The organism is Gordonia sp. 'Campus', from assembly GCF_022206305.1.
In the GTDB taxonomy this organism is placed as follows: domain Bacteria; phylum Actinomycetota; class Actinomycetes; order Mycobacteriales; family Mycobacteriaceae; genus Gordonia.
This window is the reverse complement of record NZ_JAKOIW010000002.1, coordinates 217,191-239,321: the sequence shown is the minus strand read 5'-3', so window position 1 is coordinate 239,321 and position 22,131 is coordinate 217,191. Positions and strand designations below refer to the sequence as shown.

Sequence of the window (22,131 nt, the reverse complement as noted above, 5' to 3'; positions counted from 1 at the left end):
GTCGGTCACATCAGTCACACGGGCAACACAGACAACGGCACGCGTGTCGAAGTTGTGACCGGCTACAGGCCGCGCGAGCTCTCCCGGACGCGAGCGATCGCGGCGTCGTCGCCGGAGTAGGTGACGTCGAGCGGTTCGCGTCCGAATGCGAACAGGACCAGTTCACCGACTCGGCCGGTGACGACCACCTCGTCGCCGGAGCCGGCTGTCACCAGGTCGTCGCCGTCGGTCGTGCGCAGGGTCACCCGCCCCGGAACCTTCTTGAGGGTCATCTTGCCCATGGACTTCGCGGGCCCACGAAGTTCGGCCTCGAGCTCGGGCGACAGTTTGCGAGGTGTCCACGGACCCGCCGGGTCCGCTCCGCCGCGCAGGACGTCCTCGTGGTGGACGAACATCTCGGCCAGGTTCGCGAATCGGTCGATGAGCTTGAACGGGGAGAAGACGGGCGGACCCGACGCGAGGAGTCCGAGCTGGGAGTCCCAATCCTTGTCGACGGCCTGGGCCCGCACCTTCTCGGTGTACCCCGCGAACGCGGGGATGAGGATGCCGGGCCCGGTGTCGGGGCGGCGTTCCCGGACGACGAGATGGGCCAGCAGATCACGCGTGGTCCAGCCCTCGCAGAGGGTGGGCGCGTTGGGCCCGACCTTCCTCAGGGTCTCGACGAGGGCTGCTCTTTCGTTCTGCGCACCAGTCACACGACCACCGTAGCGACACGGCGGAGGTTTCGTTTCTTGACGGCCGTCAGTCGCCGACGGCCATGACCGTCGGGACGATCATCGGACGACGCCGATACGCCGTGGACACCCAGCGACCCACCGCGCGTCGAATGCCCTGTGCGATCCGATGTGTGTCGGTGACACCCTCGGCGGCCAGCGAGTCGAGTGTCTGGTTGACGATGTCGGCGGCCTCCTTCAGCGCTCCGGGATCGTCGGAGAACCCGCGGCCGGACACCTCCGGTGTGTTGACCGCACGACCGGTCGTCGCGTCGACGGCGACGGTGATGGCGATGAACCCGCCCTCGCCGAGCACCAGGCGTTCGGAGAGCGTGGACTCCCCCACGTCTCCGACCGACAAACCGTCCACGTACACGTGCCCGACCGGGACACGTCCGACGATCTCCGCGCGACCGTCGACGAGGTCGACGACGACGCCGTCCTCGGCGAGCACCACACGGTCTTCGGGCACCCCGGTCGCCACCGCGAGCGCGGCGTTGGCGCGCAGGTGACGCCACTCGCCGTGCACCGGCATGGCGTTCGAGGGTCGTACGGCGTTGTACAGATACAGCAACTCACCCGCCGATGCATGGCCGGAGACGTGCACCTTCGCGCTCTGCTGCGTGATGACGGTCGCGCCGCGTTTGGCCAGTCCGTTGACGACGGCGAACACGGAGTTCTCGTTGCCGGGGATCAGCGAGGACGCCAGGACGACGAGGTCGTCGGCCCGGATGTTGATCTGACGATGCTCGCCACGGGCCATGCGCGACAGCGCGGACAGTGGTTCACCCTGGGACCCGGTGGAGATCAGGACGACGCGGTGATCGGGCAGCGTCGCCGCGGTGTCGAGGTCCACGACGACGCCGTCGGGCACCGACAGGTAGCCGAGATCCTGCGCGATCTGCATGTTGCGCACCATCGACCGGCCGACGAACGTGACGCGACGGTTGTGGTTGTGCGCGACGTCGATGATCTGCTGGATGCGGTGGACGTGGCTCGCGAACGAGGCCACGATGACCCGCTGACGGGCCTTGCCGATCACCTGGTCGAGCACCCCGCCGATTTGACGTTCGGGCGTCACGAAGCCGGGGACCTCGGCGTTCGTCGAGTCGACGAGGAAGAGGTCGACGCCCTCGTCGCCGAGGCGACTGAATCCGGCCAGGTCGGTGAGGCGGCCATCGAGCGGGAGCTGATCGAGCTTGATGTCGCCGGTGTGCAGGACCACGCCTGCGGGCGAGCGGATCGCGACGGCGAGCGCATCCGGGATCGAGTGGTTGACGGCGAAGTACTCACACTCGAACGGCCCGTGCGTCGTCCGCTGCCCCTCGATGACCTCGACGAGTTTCGGGCGGAGCCGATGCTCGCGACACTTGGCATCGACGAGGGCCAGCGTGAACTTCGCCCCGATCACCGGGATGTCACTGCGCAGGCGCAGCAGGAACGGGATCGCGCCGATGTGATCCTCGTGACCGTGGGTCAGGATGACCGCGTCGACGTCGTCGATGCGGTCCTCGATGTAGCGGAAGTCAGGCAGGATCAGGTCGACGCCGGGCTGCTGGTCCTCCGGGAACAGCACGCCGCAGTCGACGATGAGCAGCCGGCCGTCGTACTCGAAGACGGTCATGTTGCGACCGATCTCGCCGATGCCGCCGAGCGCGACGACGCGGAGCCCGCCCTTGGGCAGGCGGCGCGGAGTGCCCAACCGGTCGACCGGTGCCGGGGTGGCCTGCGGCTCGTTCCGACGACCCCGCGAGTCGCCGCCACGCTCATGCCGTCCACGTCGGTTGTTCGACGCCGACGGGCCGGATCGTTTCGCGGCGTGCTTCGGCTCCCCCGAGTCCGTCTGGCGCGCCGCACCGGACTTCGCGGGCGCGCTCTTCGGCGCAGCGGTCTGCGGTTCCGCGGTCTGCGGTTCCGCGGCAGGTGGGGTCGCCGGAGCCGGGGTCGCAGGCGCCGCGGCCTGGACGGGCGGCGAGACCGGCGGACCCGCTCTGCGCGAGTCCGCGCGGCGTCGCCGGGGGCGGTTGTTGTCGGCGCTGGTGCTGTTGTCGTTGTCGGTCATCAGAGCAGTACACCTGCCGCCCGGAGGTCGACGATCAGTTCCTCGATCTGGTGTCCGGTCGCGGGCACCTGCGGCAGGCGCGGGTCCCCGACGTCGAGTCCGAGGATGCGCAGCGCCGCCTTCACCATCGTGACGCCGCCGAGGCGACCCATCGCATTGACGAGCGGGAGCATGGACGTGTTGATCGCCCGAGCCGACTGCATGTCGCCCTTCTCCACAGCCAACTGCATGTCGCGCAAGCGATCCGGGACCAGGTGGCCGATCACGCTCACGTAACCGGTGGCACCGATCGACAACCAGGGCAGGTTCAGTGCGTCCTCGCCGGAGAGGTATTCCAGCCCCGCGCTGGCGATGAGACCGGCGGCCGAGTGGAGGTCGCCCTTGGCGTCCTTCACGCCTCGGATGTTCGGGTGTTCGGCGAGTGCGAGCATCGTCTCGTTCATGATCGGTACGACCGACCGTGGCGGGATGTCGTAGAGCAGCACCGGCAGCGCGGTGGCGTCGGCGACGGTCCGGAAGTGCGCGAGGATGCCCGCCTGCGGGGGCTTGGAGTAATAGGGCGTCACGACGAGAAGCGCGTGGGCACCGACCTTCTCGGACTCGATGGCGAACCGCACGCTCTCGGCGGTGTCGTAGCTGCCCGCACCCTGGGTGATGCGCGCACGGTCGCCCACCGCGTCGAGGACGACACGGAGCAACTCGAGCTTCTCCGGCACGGTGGTGGTCGGCGACTCGCCGGTGGTGCCGGACACGACCAGGCCGTCGCACCCCTTGGCGACGAGGTGGTCGGCCAGGACGGCGGCCTTGTCCAGATCGAGACTTCCATCGGCATGGAAGGGGGTGACCATCGCAACCACGTTCGTCCCGAAGGGATGCTCGTGCAGCGGTTCCTGGACTGCGTTCATGGTGCTCAGGCTACCGCCTCCCCATCCGTGACCATCCTCACCCTTCCAGCACGAATGGTGAGGTGGCGACCTCGGTGCCGTCGGCGAGAGTCCCGATCTCGAAATCGCCGAAAACGGTCGGCGCCACCCGCATGAGCTGGCGCAGGCATTCGACGGCCAACTGGCGGATCTCCACGTCGGCGTGCTCGGTCGCGCGCATCCCCACGAAGTGCCGCCACGCGCGGTAGTTGCCGGTCACCACGATCTTGGTCTCGGTGGCGTTCGGCAGCACCGAACGTGCCGCCTGACGAGCCTGTTTGCGTCGGAGGATCGCGTTGGGGACGTCGGCGAACTTCGCCTCCAGCGCGGCGAGGAGGTCCGTGTACGCCGCGCGGGACGCGTCGGTGGCGGCGACGAACAGCTCCTCGAGCTCGTCGTCGCCGACGATCGCCGGGGGCGCAACGACATTCGAGTCGTGTTCGGGCACGAACCGCTGCGACAGCTGGGAGTACGAGAAGTGCCGGTGTCGGATGAGCTCGTGCGTGCACGACCGCGAGATCCCGCTGATGTAGAACGTCACCGACGCGTGTTCGAGCAACGACAGGTGGCCGACCTCGAGAATGTGCCGCAGATAGCCCGCGTTCGTCGCGGTACGGGGGTTGGGCTTGTCCCAGCTCTGATAGCAAGCGCGACCGGCGAACTCCACGAGCGCCTCACCGCCCTCGGCGTCGGTGCTCCACGGCACGTCCTCCGGCGGGGCGAACTGGGTCATCGCCACCATCTGCACCTTCAGCGGCACCAACTCGGACACGCCGTCTCCTCTTTTCGCCTCGGCTCGGCCACGCGTGCGCGGGCGCTGCGGTTCCCGATTGTCCCCCACCGCCCGGCCGCGCCGCCCTCCGCCTCCGCGCCGAGACGGATTCACCCTGACCGCACGCGGCGCTACCGGTAGAGTCCCTGCTTGCGCGGCCGTCGCAGGGGGAGTGAAAAAGTCGATGAAGTCCGAGGACACGACACGACGAGGATTCCTGCGTACCGGCGCGGTCGTCACCGGCACCGCCCTGGCGACACCGACCGCGATCGCGCACGCCGCCCCGTCGCCACCCCGAGGCCCCGCTGCCGCGCAAGTGTTCCGCCACGGAGTCGCCTCCGGAGACCCACTGCCCGACGCCGTCATCCTGTGGACCCGTGTCACCCAGACCCCGGCGTCCGCACCGGGCGCCGGCATCGGACCGCCGTGTTCGGTGCGCTGGGAGGTCGCGCTCGACGCCGCGTTCGCCACCGTCGTCTCCGCCGGCGAGGTGCGGACCTCGGCGCAGACCGATCACACCGTCAAGGTCGACGCCGCCGGCCTCGCTCCCCGTACCCGGTATCACTACCGGTTCACCGTGCTGACCGGTCCGGCGGCGGGTGCGGTCTCACCGACCGGTCGTACCCGCACCGCCCCGGCGCCCGGCGCCGACGTCGCAAAGGTCCGGTTCGGCGTGGTGTCGTGCGCCAACTGGGAGGCCGGGTACTTCTCCGCCTACCGCCACCTCCGAGCACAACCGGGCCTCGACGCGGTGGTCCATCTCGGCGACTACTTCTACGAGTACGAGACGGGCGGATACACCGGGAAGACCGGGGCGGTGCGTATCCACGATCCGCGTCACGAGATCACCACCTTGCGTGACTACCGGACGCGGCACGCGCAGTACAAGACCGACCCGGACCTCGCCGCCCTCCACCGCGATGTCCCGTTCATCTGCACCTGGGACGACCACGAGTCGTCGAACGACTCCTGGGCGGGCGGCGCCGAGAACCACCAGCCGGGCGAGGGGTCGTGGCAAGCGCGTCGCCAGGCAGCCCTGCGGGCCTACGCCGAGTGGATGCCCGTCCGGCCCGCGGTCGATGCCGCGGGTCGCCACCTGTTCCGGCGCCTGCAGTACGGCCGCCTGCTCGAACTGTCGATGCTCGACCTCCGTTCCTATCGCGACCTCCAGGTCAGCGCCCGGTCGGCCGCCATCGACGACTCGGCGCGTTCCATCCTGGGACGTGCCCAGATGTCGTGGCTCACCAACGGCCTCACATCCTCGCAGGCCCGGTGGAAGATCGTCGGCAACCCCGTGATGATCGCGCCGGTGCTGCTCCCCCCGCTCGATCCACGGACGACCGGTGCGGTGACCGCGTTGCTCGGGATTCCCAAGGAGGGCATCCCCTACAACGCCGATCAGTGGGACGGTTACGCGGCCGACCGTCGCCGGTTGCTCGACACCGTCCGCCGCAGCGGAGTGGACAACGTCGTGTTCATCACCGGTGACATCCATTCGTCGTGGGCCTGCGACATCCCGGTCGACGTGTCGAACTATCCGGGTGCAGGCAGCGTCGCCACCGAGCTCGTCGGCACCTCGGTGACCTCGACCAACATCGACGACATGCTCAACGTGCCCGCGAACACCGCCGGTGTGGCCGTGTCGTCGGCCTTCGGCGCGACGAATCATCATGTGCGCTGGAGCGAGTTCGACGCGCATGGCTACTCGGTGCTGACCGTCACCCCGGCGGCCGCCCAGATGGACTGGTACTTCGTGCACGACAAGACCGACCCGCGTTCCGGTCAGTACTACGCGAAGTCCTACCGCGTCCCGAACGGCACGCAGATGGTGATGCCGGCCGGCGGGCCGGTCGACTAGCTACTGGCTGGCGGCGTCGACCTGATCGAGGAGCGCCGAGAGCTTGGCGTGGGTGTCCGGCCAGCCGTGCACCGCGATGGAGGTGATGCCGAGCGCCTTGACGGGATAGTCGTTGCCGCCCTCGTCGAGACGGTCACCGAAGAACAGGATGTCCGACGTGCTGAGCCCGAGGATGTCCATCAGCTTCAGTGCCCCGTAGGCCTTGTCGATGCCCTTCTTCGTCACGTCGACCGAGGTCGATCCCCCGCTGCGCACCTCCAGATCAGGAAGGCGTTCCGCCGCATAGGCGCGCAGGGATTCCTTCTTGGCGCCGTCGGGATCCCAGGCCGCCTTGGCGTCGACCGGCGCCCGCTGGCCCAGCGCGCTGAACGTGATCTGGCTGCCGCGGTCCTCGAGGATGTCTCCCCAGGTCTCGCTCTCCCACAGGTCGAGTTCTCGTGCCCCGGCCTCGAGCACGTCGAGGGTGCGCTGCTTCTCGTCGTCGCTGAGGAACTCGGCGTAGACGGTCTCCCACTCGGTACCGGACCACCGCACGTACTGGGTACCGCAGGTCGGCATCAGATGAAGGTTACCCACGCTGTCGAAGCTGCCCAGACGTGCCAGCACCTGCTTCTCGAACTGTGTGAAGTTGCCGCCGGAGATGATGCAGCCGAGGCTGACGTCGAGCATGCGTCGCAGCAATTCGACCATCTGGTCGTCGAGCGGACTCTTCGACGGCGCAAGGGTGTCGTCGAGGTCGAACATCACCAGTCGGTAGTCGTTGCCGTCGTACGACACGGTCATCGCTTCGTCTCCCATCGGTTGATCGGCCACATCGGGTTCTCTGTACCCAGGATCAGTGTCACAAATCCTCGATGCTCAGCATTGCATCACTCGCCGGAGCTCACCCGCGAGGTCGCCGCGTTCGGCCACCGAGACCCCGTCGAGGTCGAGCCATCCGGCGAAGGTCCGGAGGTCGGCGGCGAGGCGTTCGGCGACCCGGCCGTGGGGGTGCCCGGGTTCGCAGTACGACCCGAGCACCAGCAGCGTCCGGTTCTTGCGGTCGGCCTTGAGGTCGATGCGCGCCGCGATGTCGGTGCCCAGCAGGTACGGCAGCACGTAGTAACCGTGGACGCGCTTGTGTTCGGGTACGTAGATCTCGATGCGGTAGTGGAATCCGAAGACCCGCTCCGCGCGCGGACGGTAGAAGACGAGGGGGTCGAAGGGCGACAGGATCGCCGAGGTGTTCACGCGCCGGGGCATCGGCGCGCCTGCCGCCAGGTAGGCGGTGTCCCGCCAGCCGTCGACGGTGACCTCGAGCAGCTCACCCGCGTCGACGAGGTCGGCCACCGCGGCCCGCGCGTCGGCGGGCCGGATCCGGTAGTAGTCGGCCAGGTCGGCCGCGGTCGCGACGCCCAGCGACCGCGCGGCCTGTGAGATCAGCTCTCGTTGCGCGTCAGCACGATCCGGATGCCGTCCGGCGATCTCGGGTCCGACGACCCGCTCGGTGAGATCGTAGTGACGAACGAAGTTGTCGGTCCGCACCGCCGACAGGTCCCCAGCGGCGAACATCGCCTCGCAGAGGTGTTTGACCTCGCCGCGTTGCCACCAGCTGCCTGCGGCTCCGGGCTCGCGCTCGATGCCCAGTTCCGCTTCGATGGCGCGTGGCGTGCTGGCCCCGCGCGCCTCGATCACGGCGCGGACATCGACGGCCAGCGTCCGGTTGCGCCGCATGACGTCTTTCGTGTGTCGGTACCGACCGTCGGCGAATTCGTCCATCCGCCAACGGAAGAGAGGCCAGTCCTCCACCGGGATGAGCGCGGCTTCGTGTGCCCAGTACTCGACGAGCAGACGCTGACCGCGGCTCGGCCGCCACGCCGCGCGGTGTAACAGGTCCGGATCGTACGGGCCCAGGCGTGAGTAGAGCGGCATGAAGTGGGCACGCGCCGCGATGTTGACCGAGTCCATCTGCAGCAGTCTCGTCCGCGCGACAACGCGTTTGAGGTGCGCGATGGTGGGTGCGGCGCTGGGCCGGCGATCGGTGAATCCCTGTGCGGCCAGGGCGGTTCGACGCGCCTGGGCCGGTGACAGACGTTCCGGCACCATCAGCCCTGCGGCGCGCGACGGTAGTCGACGAAGCGATAACGGGTTCCGCTCGACGAGGTCTCCCACTCACCCGACTCCGCCACGGTCCACCCCCCGGTGATCTCCGGCGCGAACGCATCCGCACCCTCGACCTCGACGTCGATCTCGGTGACGCACAGATCGGTTGCGAACGGCAGTGCGGCGCGGTAGATCTCACCGCCGCCGATGATCCCGACGGTGTCGTCACCGGCGAGCGAGAGCGCCTCCTCGACCGATCGCGCGACGATCGCTCCGTCCGCGCTCCAGCCGCCACTCCGGGTGACCACGATGTTCCGGCGCCCGGGTAGGGGGCGAAACCGTGCCGGGAGGGAATCCCACGTCTTGCGACCCATGACAACCGGGTGTCCGAGGGTCAGCTCCTTGAACCTCGCCACGTCCTCAGGGACGCGCCATGGGATCGTGTTGTCCCGCCCGATCGCTCCGTTTCGGCCTTGGGCCCAGACCATCCGGACCGCCTCGGGCATCGCGGTGAGATCGGATGTCACACGGCCACCGGCGCTTTGATACCGGGGTGGGATTCGTACCCGACGATCGCGATGTCGTCGAAGTCGTAGTCGAAGATCGAATCCCGTTGGCGCAGTTCGAGTCTCGGATACGGGTAGGGGTCGCGCGACAACTGCCGTGTCACCTGCTCGACGTGGTTGTCGTAGATGTGGCAATCGCCACCGGTCCAGACGAACTCGCCCACCTCGAGGCCGGCCTGCTGCGCCATCATGTGCGTCAGCAGCGCATACGAGGCGATGTTGAACGGCACGCCGAGGAACATGTCGGCGCTGCGTTGGTACAGCTGGCACGACAGCTTGCCGTCGGCGACGTAGAACTGGAAGAACGCGTGGCACGGCGGAAGCGCCATCTGCGGGATCTCCCCCACGTTCCACGCCGAGACGATGTTGCGACGCGAGTCCGGATTGGTCTTGAGCATCTCGAGAGCGGCCGCGATCTGATCGATGTGCTCGCCCGACGGGGTCGGCCAGCTGCGCCATTGGACTCCGTAGACGGGTCCGAGTTCACCGTCCCCGTCGGCCCACTCGTCCCAGATGGTGACACCGCGCTCCTGGAGCCAGCGGACGTTGGAATCGCCGCGGAGGAACCACAGCAGCTCGTACACGATGGACTTGAGATGCACCTTCTTGGTGGTGATCAGCGGAAAACCCTCGGCGAGGTCGTAGCGGAGCTGATGGCCGAAGAGGCTTCGGGTGCCGGTCCCGGTGCGATCGGACTTGGGGGTCCCGGTGTCGAGGATCAGTTGCAACAGATCCTCGTAGGGCGTCGGGATGGTCCCGGTCGATGAGGTGTCGCGGATGGCCGTGCTCACGGGTGTCAGTCTAGGCAACGCCGCGGTCGTGCCGCCGGGCGCACGACACGACGCGATCGTGGGCTGTGACTGCTGTGGCTCATGTGGCTCGGGCGGTAGTCTCCTTCCGTGGCCACCCGCAGCACGACCCGCGCCAATCGGTACGCGAAGCGACGTCGCAAGCGCGTCGCGTCCCGAGACAACGACCTCACCGATGCCCAGTGGCTCGCTCTGCAGGAGGCGTGGGGCGGATGTGCCTACTGCGGCGCAATCGGAGTGACCCTCCAGCGTGACTGCATGCTCGCGATCTCGCGCGGCGGTCGCTACACCGTCAGCAACGTTGTCCCCTGCTGCGGGTCGTGCAACGCCAGCAAGTGCAACACCGAGGTGACGTCCTGGATGCGACGCAAGAAGCTCGACGAGAAGGCGTTCCTGGTCCGGCAGTTCGAGGTGAGCCGAGCCCTGGCGGATCCGTCAGACGGCGCGTAGCTCACGCCGGATCTGACCGGGTGGAAACCCGTTGATGCGTCGGAACGCCCGACTGAACGCCGCTTCCGACGAGTAGCCGAGCTCTCCCGCCACCGAAGCCACCGATGCGTTCAGGTCGCGGAGCCGGTCGGCGGCGACGTACATCCGCCAGCGGGTCACGTACTGCATCGCCGGTTCGCCCACGACCGCGGTGAAGCGGGCCGCGAACGTCGATCGCGACATCGCACACACGCCGGCCATCCGTTCGACGGTCCACGGAGCAGCGGGCTCGCGATGCACCGCGGCCACCGCGCTGCCCAGCTGCGGATCGGCAAGAGCTGCGAGCCACCCGGTCTGCGCCGCCGGCGCGTCGTCGAGCCATGATCGGATCGCGTGGATGACGACGACGTCGGAGAGCCGCGTGATGACGGCCTCACCACCGGGGCGCAGCTCACCGGCCTCGTCGACGACGAGCCGGATGAGTTCGGCCAGCAGAGACGACCGTTCGTTGCGCCGTTCCGTGCCGGCGCGGATGTGCAGAACCGGCGGCAACAGCGCGGTGAGGAGCCGTGCCGACGGATGGTCGAAGCGAACGACCGCGCACACAACCACGGTGCTCTCCGGCCCGTCGCCCCCATGCCGCAGGATCGCGTACCGGTCGCTGAGGTAGTCGTGGGGCAGGTCGGTCACCACCGGCGCAGAGGTAGCGGTCCGGGCGCCGGTGATGACGTGCGACCGACCGTGCGGCACGAGTGCGAGGTCGCCGGGGCCCAACGTCAGTGCGTCACCGCCGGATTCAACGTCCCGGGGATTGCCACCACCGGGTTCGGTGAGGCGCAGGACCCCGGACACCACGAGGTGGACGCAGAGACAGCCCTCCCAGACCGGCATGGTCAGGGCCCATGGTTCGGTGAGTTCGGATCGGCAGTAGAAGGCGCCGTCGAGGCGGAAGAAGTGCAGGGCCTCCCCCAGCGGGTCCGGGGTGTGGAACGGATCGGCGGCACGCACACGACGATCATCCGCCGGGACAACACCGTACGTCCAACGGTTCGGACGATCTGCCATGTTTCCCGGACGATGAAAGATGGATCGTCCGGCACAGAGGGTCGAGGCTGGACGTACAGCACTTACACCCACCCAGGAGGTTCCCCTTGTTCACAGTTCTCGGCGCGACAGGAACGGTCGGCGGTCAACTCGCCGCTTCTCTGCTCGGTGATGGGCACCGTGTGCGCGCCGTCGGACGATCGGCGTCGCGTCTCGACACGCTGGCACGTCTCGGCGCCGAGCCGGCGGTGGCCGACGCCACCGACGTCCCCGCACTCACCGACGCGATGCGCGGTTCGTCTGCGGTGTTCGTGATGCAACCGGCCGACGCGACAGCCGTCGATCACATGGCGTCGCAGCGTTCGATGACCGACGCGATCGTGGGCGCTCTCCGCGATTCGGGCGTGTCTCGGGTGGTCGTTCTCAGCAGTGTCGGCGCGGAGATCCCCTCCGGTACCGGCTTTCTCGCCGGTCTACACGTCATGGAGCAGGGTCTGGCGTCGCTGCCGGACGTCGACATGCTGACGTTGCGCGCCGGGTGGTTCTACGACAACGCACGCGCCTACCTCCCCCTGATCCAGCATGCGGGCCTGGTTGCGGACTCCCTCGACCCGGACGTGGCAGTCCCGATGGTCGCCACGCGCGACATCGCGGCCGCGGCCCGCGAAGCACTGACCGGTGAGAGTTGGGGCGGTGGACATCCAATCCGCGAGATCCTGGGTCCGGTCGACCTCGATCAGGCGACCGTGACCCGCGTACTGGGACGCGCCCTCGGTCTCCCCGAGATGGAGTACGTGCGCCTCTCCGACGACGACATGATCGCGACCCTGGTCGCCGAGGCCGGGTTCAGTCCAGATGTGGCACGTCACCACGTCGGCATGACCCGGGCGATCAATGACGGTCGGGTCGCCGCCCGCCACACGGGCGTTCCGGTGATAACCGGGCCGACGACGATCGACGACTACGCCGCCACCTTGGCAGAAGCGCTACTTTCACCCGATAAGCGCTAGCTACGAGTAGTGCATATGTTGTGAACCCGCGCGGCTGTGGCGTTGCCGACGACCCGCGCCTGGGGCGTTCCGCGGAACACCCGGACTCAACCCTCCATCAACCCCGCGGCGACCGTCGCGCCCAGCTCCCAGCATGCTTCGCGGTCGTCTTTGCCCGGCGCCCCGGACACGACGACGTACTGGGCGGCCTTGGTCCAGCCGAGCCCGGTGGTGATGGCGTCCACGGCTTTGGCCGCGCCTTCGGTGCCCTGGTTGCCGTGGAGGTACAGACCGAACGGGCGCCCCTGGGTGGAGTCGAGGATCTGGTAGTAGCTGACGTCGAAGGCGTGTTTCAGTGCGCCGCTGATGTATCCGAGGTTGGCAGGCGTGCCGAGGATGTATCCGTCGGCGCCCAGGAAGTCGGAGGCGGTGACGGCGAGCGCAGCTCGGCGAACCACCTCGACGCCCTCGATCTCCGGATCGGTTGCGCCGGCCAGGACGGCCTCGAACATCTCCTGGCAGGCAGGTGACGGGGTGTGGTGGACGATCAACAACTGCTTCACACGGTCTTGCTCTGGCATCACGACCTCCCTGCGAACGCCAGCAGACGGTCGGCAGCGCCGTCGGACACCGGGTCGATCGGCGCCTCGAACAGCCCGGCCGCGCGCAGTTCGTCGATGACGGGGGCAGCGTCGGTGAGCACGAAGCCGACCAGTCCGTCGGACGGAACCCAGGTCGCATCCAAGCCCACGCTGAGATCGTGTGAGTGCAACGCCAGCTCCATGATTCGCATCACGAGGAGCTGGCGACCCGGGCGACGTCCCGCGCGATGATCGACCTCGACGTCCAGGTCGGCTGCGTCGACGGCAGCGCGAAAGGCGTTGTCGCTGAGCCAGAAGGCATCGATCGGATCGCCGGCACCCACGTAGTCGACGTCGCGGGTCGTCAGGGTGTCGGCAGCGCTGGCGCCCTCGAGGAGCATGGCGTAGCGGTAACCGCCGCCGATGAGGTGGTTGATGAGGTCGCGGTTGGTCCATCCCGCGCAAGCGCTGACCTTCCCGAGGCTCTCGGGTCCGACGTCCGCCAGATGATCGGCCCACAACCGGGCAGCCTCGTCGAGCCAGGGTCTCGGGTCGTTCATCGGGCCTCCCACACTCGTCGGATGAGACCGGGCTACTGCTCCCGGCCGTGGAACTGCGCGACCGCCCGCTTCATCATCGCGCGGGCGCGGCCGCGGTCACCGGCGTAGTCGTAGGCACGTGCGATGCGATAGGTGTTGCGCCAGTCGGTGGGGTCGGCCTCCCACTCCGCCTTGACGCGGGCGAAGAGTTCGTCGGCCGCGTCGCGCTCCATGCGCCCCGAAGCCCGGTGCGGGAGGTGGGAGATGTCGAGTTCGCGACCTTCTTCGGCCATGATCGCCGCGAGCTTCTGATGCTCGAGGCCGGCGCGCAGGGTTGCGTAGATCAGCCAGGCGCCGATGAGCGGTAGCGCGATGACCCCGACACCGAGTCCGATGCCCGCCACGGATCCCGAACCGATCAGCTGGATGCCGCGCCATCCGAGCAGCACGAAGTAGACGATCAGAGCCACGACAAGGAACCCGATCATCCAGACGATCGGCCTCGAGTCCTTCGTCTGCGGTCCCAGGCGTGGTGCGCCGCCCTCGGTGTCGTCGTCGTGGGCTGGTTCGTTCGGCGGGCCGTCGGTGGTCATCGGTTCACAGATCCATCAGTTCTTCGAGGCCGATGGTCAGTCCGGGTCGGGCGGCGATGCTACGTACACCGAGGAGCACTCCGGGTGCGAACGACGCGCGGTCGAGCGAGTCGTGACGGATCGTCAGTGTTTCACCGGCCGTACCCAGGAGCACTTCCTGATGCGCCACCAGCCCGGCGAGCCGCACCGAGTGGACGTGCACACCGTCGACGACTGCTCCCCTGGCGCCGTCGAGTTCGGTGCTCGTCGCATCCGGGCTGGGTCCGACGCCGGCCTCGGCACGAGCGCGGCCGATCAGCTCCGCGGTGCGGTAGGCGGTGCCCGACGGCGCGTCGGCCTTGTACGGGTGATGGAGTTCGACGACCTCGACGGAGTCGTAGTACTTGGCCGCCTGAGCAGCGAAGCGCATCGACAGGACCGCCCCGATCGCGAAGTTCGGAGCGATGAGCACGCCGACGCCCGGGTTGTCGGCAAGCCAGCCACGCACGGTGTCGAGGCGCTCCTCGGTGAACCCGGTCGTGCCGACCACCGCGTGAATTCCGTTGGCGATGAGGAATTTCAGGTTGTCCATGACCACGTCGGGATGGGTGAAGTCGACGACCACCTGGGTCTCGGTGTCGGAGAAGAATTCCGGCGAGTCACCTTTGTCGACACCGACGGTGTAGGTGAGATCGTCGGCATTCTCGACCGCCGCGACGATCGCCTGCCCGACCTTGCCCTGGCTGCCCAGGACGCCCACCTTGATACCGCTCATGTCCACCCTCTTCGTCTCGACGCATGCCGGAGCCCAGTCTAGTGGCGCAGCGGACTCAGAAGATCGGGGCGCCCCCGCGACGGTGTTCGAAGACCAGGGACGTCGTCGTTCCGGAGACCTCGCGCCGCGCGTTCAGGCGTTCGACGAACTGCCGCAGCGCCTCGGTGTCGGCGGCAGCCACGTGCAAGAGGTAGTCGTCGGTGCCCGCCAGGAAGAAGACGTCGATCACTTCGTCGTGGGTGGCGATCTCTCCGACGAACTGCCGGATCTGACCGCGCGCGTCGGACTGCAGGCTGACCGCCACCATCGCCCGCAGCGGACGACCCAGCGCAGCGGGGTCGACGTCGGCGAAGAACCCGCGGATGACGTCGAGCTCGACGAGCCGGCGCAGGCGACCGTGACACGTCGACGCGGCGATGCCGACGCGCTGCGCCAGTTCGCTGTTGGGCATCCGCGCATCCGACTGGAGCAGACGCAGCAGCTCCCGGTCCGTCTCGTCCAGCCCGCCCGCCCGAACATCCTTCGGGGTCGCGGACATGGCATCCCCTTCTCTCACATGATCATCGGCAAACTCGCGAAGCACAAAATATTCTTCACTCGCATTGTGTCACACCCGAAGTTCCTTCACCCTGGAATCAGTTCATCGAGGAACGTTCAGGAGACCAAAACCAGTACGGAGTCACCATGCGCATCGGCGTCCCCACGGAGATCAAGAATCACGAGTACCGGGTGGCGCTCACCCCCGCCGGTGTCGCCGAACTCCATCGGCGTGGGCACGACGTCCTCATCCAGGCCGGGGCCGGTGAGGGTTCGTCGATCCACGACAACGACTTCAAGGCCGCGGGCGCTCAGATCCTCGGCACCGCAGCCGAGGTCTGGGCTCAGGCCGACCTGCTGCTCAAGGTGAAGGAACCCATCACCTCGGAGTTCGAGTTCCTGCGCGAAGGTCAGACGTTGTTCACCTATCTCCATCTGGCTGCCGGTCGGGCGTGCACCGAAGCGTTGCTCGCGTCGGGCACGACGTCCATCGCCTACGAGATGGTGCGCACCGCCGACGGCGCACTTCCGCTACTGGCGCCCATGAGTGAGGTCGCCGGCCGACTCGCACCACAGGTGGGCTCGTACCACCTGATGCGCTCGGAGGGCGGCCGCGGCGTACTCATGGGCGGGGTTCCCGGCACCGAACCCGCCGAGGTCGTCGTCATCGGCGGCGGCGTCAGCGGCGTCAACGCCGCCACCATCGCGACGGGGATGGGGGCGCAGGTCACCGTGTTCGACCTCGACGTCACGAAACTCCGCGCAGTCGACTCCCGGTTCGGGGGCCGCGTCCACACGCGCTACAGCACTGCGCTCGCCCTCGAGGAAGCGATCACGCACGCCGATCTGGTGATCGGCGCCGTACTGGTCCCGGGCGCCAAGGCTCCGACACTCGTCTCGAACAGCCTTGTGGCACAGATGAAGCCGGGCGCGGTCCTGGTGGACATCGCCATCGACCAGGGCGGGTGTTTCGAGGACTCCCGGCCCACCACTCACGACGACCCGACCTTCCGCGTCCACGACACCACCTTCTACTGTGTCGCCAACATGCCGGGGACGGTTGCCCGGACATCCACCCAGGCACTGACGGGCGCGACCCTGCCCTACGTGTTGCGCATCGCCGACCTCGGCTGGGAGCAGGCGTGCGCGACCGATGCCGCGCTCGCGACCGGGCTCAGCACCCACCGGGGCGATCTCGTCACCGCGGAGGTCGGCGCCGCACTCGGCCGGTCGACGGTACCGAATCCGTTCGCCCACAACTGATCACCAGCTCAGCGTGGTGGTCCCCCGCCGCTTGGCCCGCCACCCGTACCGCCGCTCGGTGATTCGGCCGTGGCCGTCGTGGCCGACGTGCAGGAGAGTCGAGGCGCGGGTGCCGTAGCCGGGGATGTTGATGAATTTCGGCGACAGCACCGCCTCGGCCTCCGGCCCCACGCCGGTGTCGGGCAGACGTGCGGGATCGGGCCGGTCCTGATCGGCGAGCATCGCGAAATATGCCTCGTCGGATCGATCCGACCCGTCGTCGGCGGCGACCAGATCTGCCATTGCCACCGACCCGTCGACGACCTTCGGCCAGTCGTTGTCCAGCGCGCCGTTGGAGACCCCATGGACTCCGTCGGTCACCCGCTCGACGCGTGGCGCCGGCCAGTTGGTCACCCACCACAATTCGTCGGCGTCGGCGACGAGGAGGTTCACCGGGTCGTAGGCGGCGGAATCGTCGGCGACGCGGTGCGCGAACACCTTCGGGGTCTCGTCACCCGTGAGGTAGTCGACGGGTAGCTGCCCACGCGAGCGAATCCCGGTGCGACGGGCCGGGCCGACGCGGACGTTCGTCACCATCGCCACCCGCTCGGGCGACTCGGCCGCCACCCCCATCCAGGTTCCGCACGCGACAGCGTCTCGCCCGCCGATGATGGGGAGGTCATCCCACCGGGCGAGCGCGAACGTGCGCCGCCGATGCTGTTCGTCCCGGTTCGCCGCGACGATCAACCGCTCCGTCGGATGGGTGTTCCACGCAAAGAAGATCAAGCACATGGGATCTCAGGTCACCTGTTCGGTTCTCGGGACGAGGTGGCTCAGGGTCGCCATCCGTCGCTGGACACCCGCGACCTCGCGGATGGCCTGCGCGACGAGGCTGCGGTCGAGGGGCGACAGCAATGACATCTCGAGCAGGTCCGACGGCACATCACCCCGATCGAACTGTGCCACCTGATATCTCAGGCGGACGCGCTGCAGGACGTCGAACACCTCGACGAGGGTGGCCGCGTGTTCGACGGGCAACATCTCACTGCCCGACGCCGACCGGAGTCGTTCGCGGGTCCCCAGCTCGGTCGATCCGACACTCAGCGCCGCCCAGCGGGCGATGTTGACAAGTGGCGTCAGCGCCTGACGTTTGAGGTCGACGACGTTTCCCCGACCGGTCAGCACGTCGCGCATCGACCGCATCCTGGCCCTGGTCGCCAGCGATTCGTCGAGCAGCAGACCCATCGTGCGCGGGTCCGCTCGCAGCATCGCCGTCATCGCGACCGCCGGTGCGGCGTCGGGCCGGCGCCCCCGCAGCGGCCGACCGTCGAGCATCAGCGAGGTGAAGATCATCCCCTTGTTCTCCAGCGGACGCGCGATCCATTCCCACGCAGCCGACTGCCACTGCGCATGCGTTCGCGCGAACAACTGCTTGGACGCCACCGCACCGTTGGTGTCGACGGTCAGGCCCGCGCCGCGCAGCACGTCGTCGAGCTCACCGAACGCGGCGCGGTACCGGTCAGTTTCGCCGGCCTCGACCGCGTCGTCGAACGACACGGCCGAGTCGACGTCCGAACTGAGCACCGGCTCGCGTCGGGCGTTGCTGCCCAACGACACCCAGGTGAACGCCGCGGGATCGAGATCGGGGTGGGCGTCGAACACGAGCTGCAGGCCACGCTGCACGATCGAGTCGACGATGAGCGATCCGGCGCGGGTCACCTCGTACGCCGGCCGGTCGCGCCGCACGAGATCGGCCACGACCTGCGGGAGCCGACGCGCGTGCGCCTGCAGCTCGGCAATGTTCGACGACCTCGAGACCTGCTCGCGCAGGGGCAGGCTCGCACCTGCAGGGTCGGCGACGAAGTCGCCCGGGCCGACGACACCGAGAACCCCTCCGTGCGCGTCGCAGACGGGGACGATTGTCAGGTCACGGTCGACCATCTCGGTCAGTACATCCATCGCCGTCGTATCCGAGTCGACGACGAACGCAGGCCCGCTGACGATCTCGGCGATCGAGGTGTCGAGCGGGCGTCCCGCGGCGACGACCCGCGCCCGGATGTCGGCATCGGTGAGAACGCCGTGTCGTCGGTCCGCGAGGGGGAACACGACGTAGTCCTGACCTCGCGCGGTCATCAGGCCGGCCGCCTGACGCACGGTCATGTCGGCCCGCCCGATCACCGGTTCGGTACGGATCAGGTCGGCGACCGTGCTCGTCGCCGGTGATGCGGCCGCATCGCGACGACGCGCGACCGTCAACTGCTGCCGCGACTCCGCACCGTCCATCTCTGCAGAGTCTAGGCGGGCCGTGCATCGACCGGACGAATGAACCCGCGCTCACCGTGGACACCGCAGGCATCCGGCAGCACTCGTAGAAGCAGACACCTTCGAGCGCAGAGGACACCCGATGAACAAGCCGACAATCGCCGCCGCGACCACCCTGCTGGCCGCCCTCGCCCTGGCGGTGGGCGCCAGCCCCGCCGCCGCGATCACACCGGCGTACGCCCATTCGCTGACCGCCGGACAGGGCATCGTCATCGGGGACGGACTGTGCTCGATCGGTTTCTTCGGTACCAACGCCGATGGTGACCGCCTGGCCGTCACGGCCGGACATTGCGCCGAGGGAGTCGGTGACGAGGTCACCACCACCGACGGCGAGCCGATCGGCGAGGTCGTCGACTGGAAGGACGACGGCGGCACCGCGGACGGGTCGATCACGCTCGCCGACCCACGCGGGTACACCGTCATCGCTGTCGACGACGACTGGGAGGTGGACCCGGTCTTCGCGGCCGCGTCCGACCCGGAGGTCGGCGACCCGGTGACCAAGACCGGCGAACGTACCGGCACCACGGTGGGCACGGTCACCGCGCTGCTGCACCAGGACGCGGCACCCGAGCACCGGCTCGTCAACGCCGAACTCGTGGTCCTGGGGGGCGACTCCGGGTCGCCGTGGTACCTCGAGACCCGCAGCGGTCAGTACGTCCTGGTCGGCATCTCCTCGAGCGGCAACTTCGGCACCCAGAACCCGGATCAGGCGATCTCCACGGCGCAGACCATCGAGGGACTGTACGAGCAGATCGCCGACTCCGGATCGGAGTGGACCGACGGCTTCGAGATCTGGGTCGTCGAAGCCGATCCGCGATGACCCCACCGGCACCTGACGACACCAGCACAGACGACACCGGGGCCCGCCGTCCGACTGGACGGCGGGCCCCGGTGGGACTGCTGAGTTCAGATCATGCGTCGGCGGTCTCGGCGGCCGGCGCGTCGGCGGGTGCCGCGTCGTCGTCGACGGGGACGAGGCTGATCTTGCCGCGCTCGTCGATGTCGGCGATCTCCACGCGGAGCTTGGAGCCCACGTTCACGACGTCCTCGACCTTGTTGACGCGCTTGCCCTTACCGAGCTTCGAGATGTGCACCAGGCCGTCGCGACCCGGCAGCAGCGACACGAACGCACCGAACGCGGTGGTCTTGACGACGGTGCCTAGGAAGCGCTCCCCGACCTTCGGCAACTGCGGGTTGGCGATCGCGTTGATGCGGTCGATCGCCGCCTGCGCGGACGGACCGTCGGCGGCGCCGACGAACACGGTGCCGTCGTCCTCGATGGAGACGTTGGCGCCGGTCTCCTCGGTGATGCCGTTGATCGTCTTGCCCTTGGGGCCGATCAGCTCGCCGATCTTGTCCATCGGGATCTTGATGGTGGTGATCCGCGGCGCGAACGGGCTCATCTCGTCCGGCTCGTCGATGGCCTCGGCCATGACGTCGAGGATGGTCAGCCGGGCGTCCTTGGCCTGGCTGAGCGCACCCGCGAGCACCTGCGACGGGATGCCGTCGAGCTTGGTGTCGAGCTGCAGCGCGGTCACGAAGTCCTTGGTGCCCGCGACCTTGAAGTCCATGTCGCCGAAGGCATCCTCGGCGCCGAGGATGTCGGTCAGTGCCACATAACGGGTTTCGCCGTCGACGGTGTCGGAGACGAGGCCCATGGCGATGCCGGCCACCGAGGCGCGCAGCGGCACACCGGCATTCAGCAGCGACATGGTCGACGCGCAGACCGAACCCATCGAGGTCGAGCCGTTGGAGCTCAGTGCCTCGGAGACCTGACGGATCGCGTACGGGAAGTCCTCGACGGTGGGCAGCACCGGCATCAGGGCACGCTCGGCGAGCGCGCCGTGACCGATCTCGCGACGCTTGGGCGAACCGACGCGGCCGGTCTCACCGGTCGAGTACGGCGGGAAGTTGTAGTGGTGCATATACCGCTTGGACTTCTCGGGCCCGAGCGAGTCGATCTGCTGCGCCATCTTGACCATGTCGAGTGTGGTGACACCCATGATCTGGGTCTCGCCGCGCTCGAACAGCGCACTGCCGTGTGCGCGCGGGATGATGGCGACCTCGGCCGACAGCGCGCGGATGTCGGTGATGCCGCGACCGTCGATGCGGAAGTGGTCGGTCAGGATGCGCTGGCGCACGAGCTTCTTGGTCAGCGAACGGTATGCGCCGCCGATCTCCTTCTCGCGGCCCGCGAACTGCTCGCCCAGCTGGGCGAGGATGTCGGCCTTGAGCTCGTCGGTCTTGTCGTCGCGCTCCTGCTTGCCTGCGATGGTCAGGATCTCCGAGAGGCGATCGGTCGCGGCCGCGGCGACGGCGTCGTACACATCGGACTGGTACGGCGGGTACAGCGGGAACTCGGCGGTCTCCTTGGCCGCGGCGGCGGCCAGCGACTTCTGTGCCTCGCAGAGGCGGGCGATGAACGGCTTGGCGGCTTCGAGGCCCTCGGCCACGATCGCCTCGGTCGGCGCCTGTGCGCCACCTGCGATGAGGTCGATGACGTTGTCGGTGGCCTCGGCCTCGACCATCATGATCGCGACGTCGGCGGTATCACCGGAGCCGGCGACGATGCGGCCTGCGACGACCATGTCGAACACGGCGCCCTCGAGCTGCTCGACGGTCGGGAACGCGACCCACTGCCCGGCACGATTCTCCTCGGTCGGGATCAGCGCGACACGCACGCCGCCGACGGGACCGGAGAACGGCAGCCCCGCGAGCTGGGTCGACGCCGAGGCGGCGTTGATCGCGACGACGTCGTAGAGGTCGTTCGGGTTGAGCGAGAGGACGGTCACGACGACCTGGATCTCGTTGCGCAGGCCGTCGACGAACGACGGGCGCAGCGGGCGGTCGATGAGGCGGCAGGTGAGGATCGCGTCGGTCGACGGACGGCCCTCACGACGGAAGAACGAGCCGGGGATGCGGCCGGCGGCGTACATCCGCTCCTCGACGTCCACGGTGAGCGGGAAGAAGTCGAAGTGCTCCTTCGGGTGCTTCGACGCCGCGGTGGTCGAGAGCAGCATGTTCTCGTCGTCGAGGTAGGCGGTGACCGAGCCGGCGGCCTGCTGCGCGAGGCGTCCGGTCTCGAAGCGGATCGTGCGGGTGCCGAAGCTCCCGTTGTCGATGACGGCCGTCGCCTCGGTGATGGCGTCGTCGTAGTCGTCGGCGAAGTCTTCGGTGTCGTTGACGTCCGGGGTGTTCACATCTGTCATGTGGGGTGGAATCCCTTCGTAGCGGCTGCCTGGGGCGGCCGTCTGACGCGGCCATGAGGAATGGCCGCTTGTGCGGTTGGGAATCGGTCCGCGCGGAGGTGCACGGC

The 22,131-nt window shown here is 68.3% G+C and carries 22 protein-coding genes; 5 read left to right on the top strand and 17 right to left on the bottom strand.

Translation table 11 applies throughout. From position 1 onward, the window contains the following. Nucleotides 1–62: 62 nt before the first annotated feature. The 4 genes from MAY35_RS03135 to thyX are packed head-to-tail and all read right to left on the bottom strand — an operon-like array spanning nt 63 to nt 4,470. Nucleotides 63–695, bottom strand: coding sequence for a TIGR03085 family metal-binding protein (locus MAY35_RS03135; protein ID WP_238419162.1), 633 nt, complete (start codon nt 693–695; stop codon nt 63–65). 46 nt (nt 696–741) lie between these two features. Next, entirely contained in the window at nt 742–2,775 is a 2,034-nt protein-coding gene (locus MAY35_RS03130; protein ID WP_238419161.1) for a ribonuclease J, read from the bottom strand. Continuing rightward, complete coding sequence (gene dapA, locus MAY35_RS03125) at nt 2,775–3,680, bottom strand: 4-hydroxy-tetrahydrodipicolinate synthase (protein WP_238419160.1); 906 nt, start codon at nt 3,678–3,680, stop codon at nt 2,775–2,777. The genes MAY35_RS03130 and dapA overlap by 1 nt, the downstream gene beginning before the upstream one ends. Nucleotides 3,681–3,717: 37 nt before the next feature. Next, nucleotides 3,718–4,470, bottom strand: a complete 753-nt coding sequence (gene thyX / locus MAY35_RS03120) for an FAD-dependent thymidylate synthase (protein WP_238419159.1) — start codon at nt 4,468–4,470, stop codon at nt 3,718–3,720. 184 nt (nt 4,471–4,654) lie between these two features. Between thyX and MAY35_RS03115 the strand changes: the two genes are divergently transcribed. Beyond that, entirely contained in the window at nt 4,655–6,328 is a 1,674-nt protein-coding gene (locus MAY35_RS03115; protein WP_238419158.1) for an alkaline phosphatase, read from the top strand. Here MAY35_RS03115 and MAY35_RS03110 read toward each other — a convergent pair whose 3' ends face one another. The 4 genes from MAY35_RS03110 to MAY35_RS03095 all read right to left on the bottom strand — a co-directional run bounded on the left by MAY35_RS03110 (nt 6,329) and on the right by MAY35_RS03095 (nt 9,767). Further along, complete coding sequence (locus tag MAY35_RS03110) at nt 6,329–7,111, bottom strand: HAD-IIB family hydrolase (RefSeq protein ID WP_238419157.1); 783 nt, start codon at nt 7,109–7,111, stop codon at nt 6,329–6,331. A 75-nt stretch (nt 7,112–7,186) separates the two neighbouring features. Then, nucleotides 7,187–8,413 (bottom strand): winged helix-turn-helix domain-containing protein, encoded by a 1,227-nt coding sequence (locus MAY35_RS03105; protein WP_238419156.1) that lies wholly within the window; start codon nt 8,411–8,413, stop codon nt 7,187–7,189. After that, nucleotides 8,413–8,916: a dihydrofolate reductase gene (locus MAY35_RS03100; RefSeq protein ID WP_238419377.1), complete on the bottom strand. Its 504-nt coding sequence runs from the start codon at nt 8,914–8,916 to the stop codon at nt 8,413–8,415. Before MAY35_RS03100 ends, MAY35_RS03105 begins: the two co-directional genes overlap by 1 nt. Nucleotides 8,917–8,933: 17 nt before the next feature. After that, nucleotides 8,934–9,767 carry a thymidylate synthase gene (locus MAY35_RS03095; RefSeq protein WP_238419155.1) on the bottom strand — a complete coding sequence of 278 codons (834 nt, stop codon included), beginning with the start codon at nt 9,765–9,767 and terminating at the stop codon, nt 8,934–8,936. A gap of 108 nt (nt 9,768–9,875) precedes the next feature. On the opposite strand from MAY35_RS03095, the gene MAY35_RS03090 reads away from it, so the two are divergent. Next, complete coding sequence (locus MAY35_RS03090) at nt 9,876–10,235, top strand: HNH endonuclease (RefSeq protein ID WP_238419154.1); 360 nt, start codon at nt 9,876–9,878, stop codon at nt 10,233–10,235. On the opposite strand, the gene MAY35_RS03085 is transcribed toward MAY35_RS03090, so the two are convergent. After that, nucleotides 10,221–11,222: an AraC family transcriptional regulator gene (locus MAY35_RS03085; RefSeq protein ID WP_238419153.1), complete on the bottom strand. Its 1,002-nt coding sequence runs from the start codon at nt 11,220–11,222 to the stop codon at nt 10,221–10,223. The two genes, MAY35_RS03090 and MAY35_RS03085, sit on opposite strands and share 15 nt — an antisense overlap. A gap of 143 nt (nt 11,223–11,365) precedes the next feature. Between MAY35_RS03085 and MAY35_RS03080 the strand changes: the two genes are divergently transcribed. Then, complete coding sequence (locus MAY35_RS03080) at nt 11,366–12,268, top strand: NAD(P)H-binding protein (RefSeq protein WP_238419152.1); 903 nt, start codon at nt 11,366–11,368, stop codon at nt 12,266–12,268. An 86-nt stretch (nt 12,269–12,354) separates the two neighbouring features. Here the strand turns inward: MAY35_RS03080 and MAY35_RS03075 are convergent, their stop codons facing one another. The 5 genes from MAY35_RS03075 to MAY35_RS03055 are packed head-to-tail and all read right to left on the bottom strand — an operon-like array spanning nt 12,355 to nt 15,252. Next, nucleotides 12,355–12,828 (bottom strand): NAD(P)H-dependent oxidoreductase, encoded by a 474-nt coding sequence (locus tag MAY35_RS03075; RefSeq protein WP_245403540.1) that lies wholly within the window; start codon nt 12,826–12,828, stop codon nt 12,355–12,357. Beyond that, nucleotides 12,828–13,388, bottom strand: a complete 561-nt coding sequence (locus MAY35_RS03070; RefSeq protein WP_238419151.1) for a maleylpyruvate isomerase N-terminal domain-containing protein — start codon at nt 13,386–13,388, stop codon at nt 12,828–12,830. The genes MAY35_RS03075 and MAY35_RS03070 overlap by 1 nt, the downstream gene beginning before the upstream one ends. Nucleotides 13,389–13,420: 32 nt before the next feature. Further along, nucleotides 13,421–13,960 carry a hypothetical protein gene (locus MAY35_RS03065; protein WP_238419150.1) on the bottom strand — a complete coding sequence of 180 codons (540 nt, stop codon included), beginning with the start codon at nt 13,958–13,960 and terminating at the stop codon, nt 13,421–13,423. Nucleotides 13,961–13,964: 4 nt separating this feature from the next. Further along, entirely contained in the window at nt 13,965–14,714 is a 750-nt protein-coding gene (dapB, locus tag MAY35_RS03060) for a 4-hydroxy-tetrahydrodipicolinate reductase (protein ID WP_238419149.1), read from the bottom strand. Between the two features lie 55 nt (nt 14,715–14,769). Continuing rightward, complete coding sequence (locus MAY35_RS03055) at nt 14,770–15,252, bottom strand: Lrp/AsnC family transcriptional regulator (protein WP_238419148.1); 483 nt, start codon at nt 15,250–15,252, stop codon at nt 14,770–14,772. Nucleotides 15,253–15,398: 146 nt separating this feature from the next. On the opposite strand from MAY35_RS03055, the gene ald reads away from it, so the two are divergent. Continuing rightward, nucleotides 15,399–16,514 carry an alanine dehydrogenase gene (gene ald / locus MAY35_RS03050; protein WP_238419147.1) on the top strand — a complete coding sequence of 372 codons (1,116 nt, stop codon included), beginning with the start codon at nt 15,399–15,401 and terminating at the stop codon, nt 16,512–16,514. Here ald and MAY35_RS03045 read toward each other — a convergent pair whose 3' ends face one another. After that, a complete protein-coding gene (locus MAY35_RS03045; protein WP_238419146.1) occupies nt 16,515–17,285 on the bottom strand; it encodes an NRDE family protein in 771 nt (256 codons plus the stop codon). 6 nt (nt 17,286–17,291) lie between these two features. After that, nucleotides 17,292–18,776, bottom strand: coding sequence for a putative nucleotidyltransferase substrate binding domain-containing protein (locus tag MAY35_RS03040; protein WP_238419145.1), 1,485 nt, complete (start codon nt 18,774–18,776; stop codon nt 17,292–17,294). Nucleotides 18,777–18,897: 121 nt separating this feature from the next. On the opposite strand from MAY35_RS03040, the gene MAY35_RS03035 reads away from it, so the two are divergent. Next, on the top strand, nt 18,898–19,635 hold the full coding sequence (locus tag MAY35_RS03035) for a S1 family peptidase (RefSeq protein ID WP_238419144.1): 738 nt from the start codon (nt 18,898–18,900) through the stop codon (nt 19,633–19,635). Between the two features lie 91 nt (nt 19,636–19,726). Here MAY35_RS03035 and MAY35_RS03030 read toward each other — a convergent pair whose 3' ends face one another. Continuing rightward, nucleotides 19,727–22,024, bottom strand: a complete 2,298-nt coding sequence (locus MAY35_RS03030) for a polyribonucleotide nucleotidyltransferase (RefSeq protein WP_238419143.1) — start codon at nt 22,022–22,024, stop codon at nt 19,727–19,729. Between the last annotated feature and the right edge of the window lie 107 nt (nt 22,025–22,131).

Bases quoted from the DNA above. Each gene is read 5' to 3' on its own strand.
- MAY35_RS03035 (WP_238419144.1), top strand. From the start codon at position 18,898: ATGAACAAGCCGACAATCGCCGCCGCGACCACCCTGCTGGCCGCCCTC.
- MAY35_RS03030 (WP_238419143.1), bottom strand. From the start codon at position 22,024: ATGACAGATGTGAACACCCCGGACGTCAACGACACCGAAGACTTCGCC.
- MAY35_RS03105 (WP_238419156.1), bottom strand. From the start codon at position 8,413: ATGGTGCCGGAACGTCTGTCACCGGCCCAGGCGCGTCGAACCGCCCTG.
- dapA (WP_238419160.1), bottom strand. From the start codon at position 3,680: ATGAACGCAGTCCAGGAACCGCTGCACGAGCATCCCTTCGGGACGAAC.
- MAY35_RS03055 (WP_238419148.1), bottom strand. From the start codon at position 15,252: ATGTCCGCGACCCCGAAGGATGTTCGGGCGGGCGGGCTGGACGAGACG.
- MAY35_RS03045 (WP_238419146.1), bottom strand. From the start codon at position 17,285: ATGTGCTTGATCTTCTTTGCGTGGAACACCCATCCGACGGAGCGGTTG.
- MAY35_RS03065 (WP_238419150.1), bottom strand. From the start codon at position 13,960: ATGACCACCGACGGCCCGCCGAACGAACCAGCCCACGACGACGACACC.
- MAY35_RS03115 (WP_238419158.1), top strand. From the start codon at position 4,655: ATGAAGTCCGAGGACACGACACGACGAGGATTCCTGCGTACCGGCGCG.
- MAY35_RS03100 (WP_238419377.1), bottom strand. From the start codon at position 8,916: ATGCCCGAGGCGGTCCGGATGGTCTGGGCCCAAGGCCGAAACGGAGCG.
- MAY35_RS03110 (WP_238419157.1), bottom strand. From the start codon at position 7,111: ATGACCGTGTCGTACGACGGCAACGACTACCGACTGGTGATGTTCGAC.
- MAY35_RS03130 (WP_238419161.1), bottom strand. From the start codon at position 2,775: ATGACCGACAACGACAACAGCACCAGCGCCGACAACAACCGCCCCCGG.
- MAY35_RS03070 (WP_238419151.1), bottom strand. From the start codon at position 13,388: ATGAACGACCCGAGACCCTGGCTCGACGAGGCTGCCCGGTTGTGGGCC.
- dapB (WP_238419149.1), bottom strand. From the start codon at position 14,714: ATGAGCGGTATCAAGGTGGGCGTCCTGGGCAGCCAGGGCAAGGTCGGG.
- MAY35_RS03075 (WP_245403540.1), bottom strand. From the start codon at position 12,828: ATGCCAGAGCAAGACCGTGTGAAGCAGTTGTTGATCGTCCACCACACC.
- ald (WP_238419147.1), top strand. From the start codon at position 15,399: ATGCGCATCGGCGTCCCCACGGAGATCAAGAATCACGAGTACCGGGTG.
- MAY35_RS03040 (WP_238419145.1), bottom strand. From the start codon at position 18,776: ATGGACGGTGCGGAGTCGCGGCAGCAGTTGACGGTCGCGCGTCGTCGC.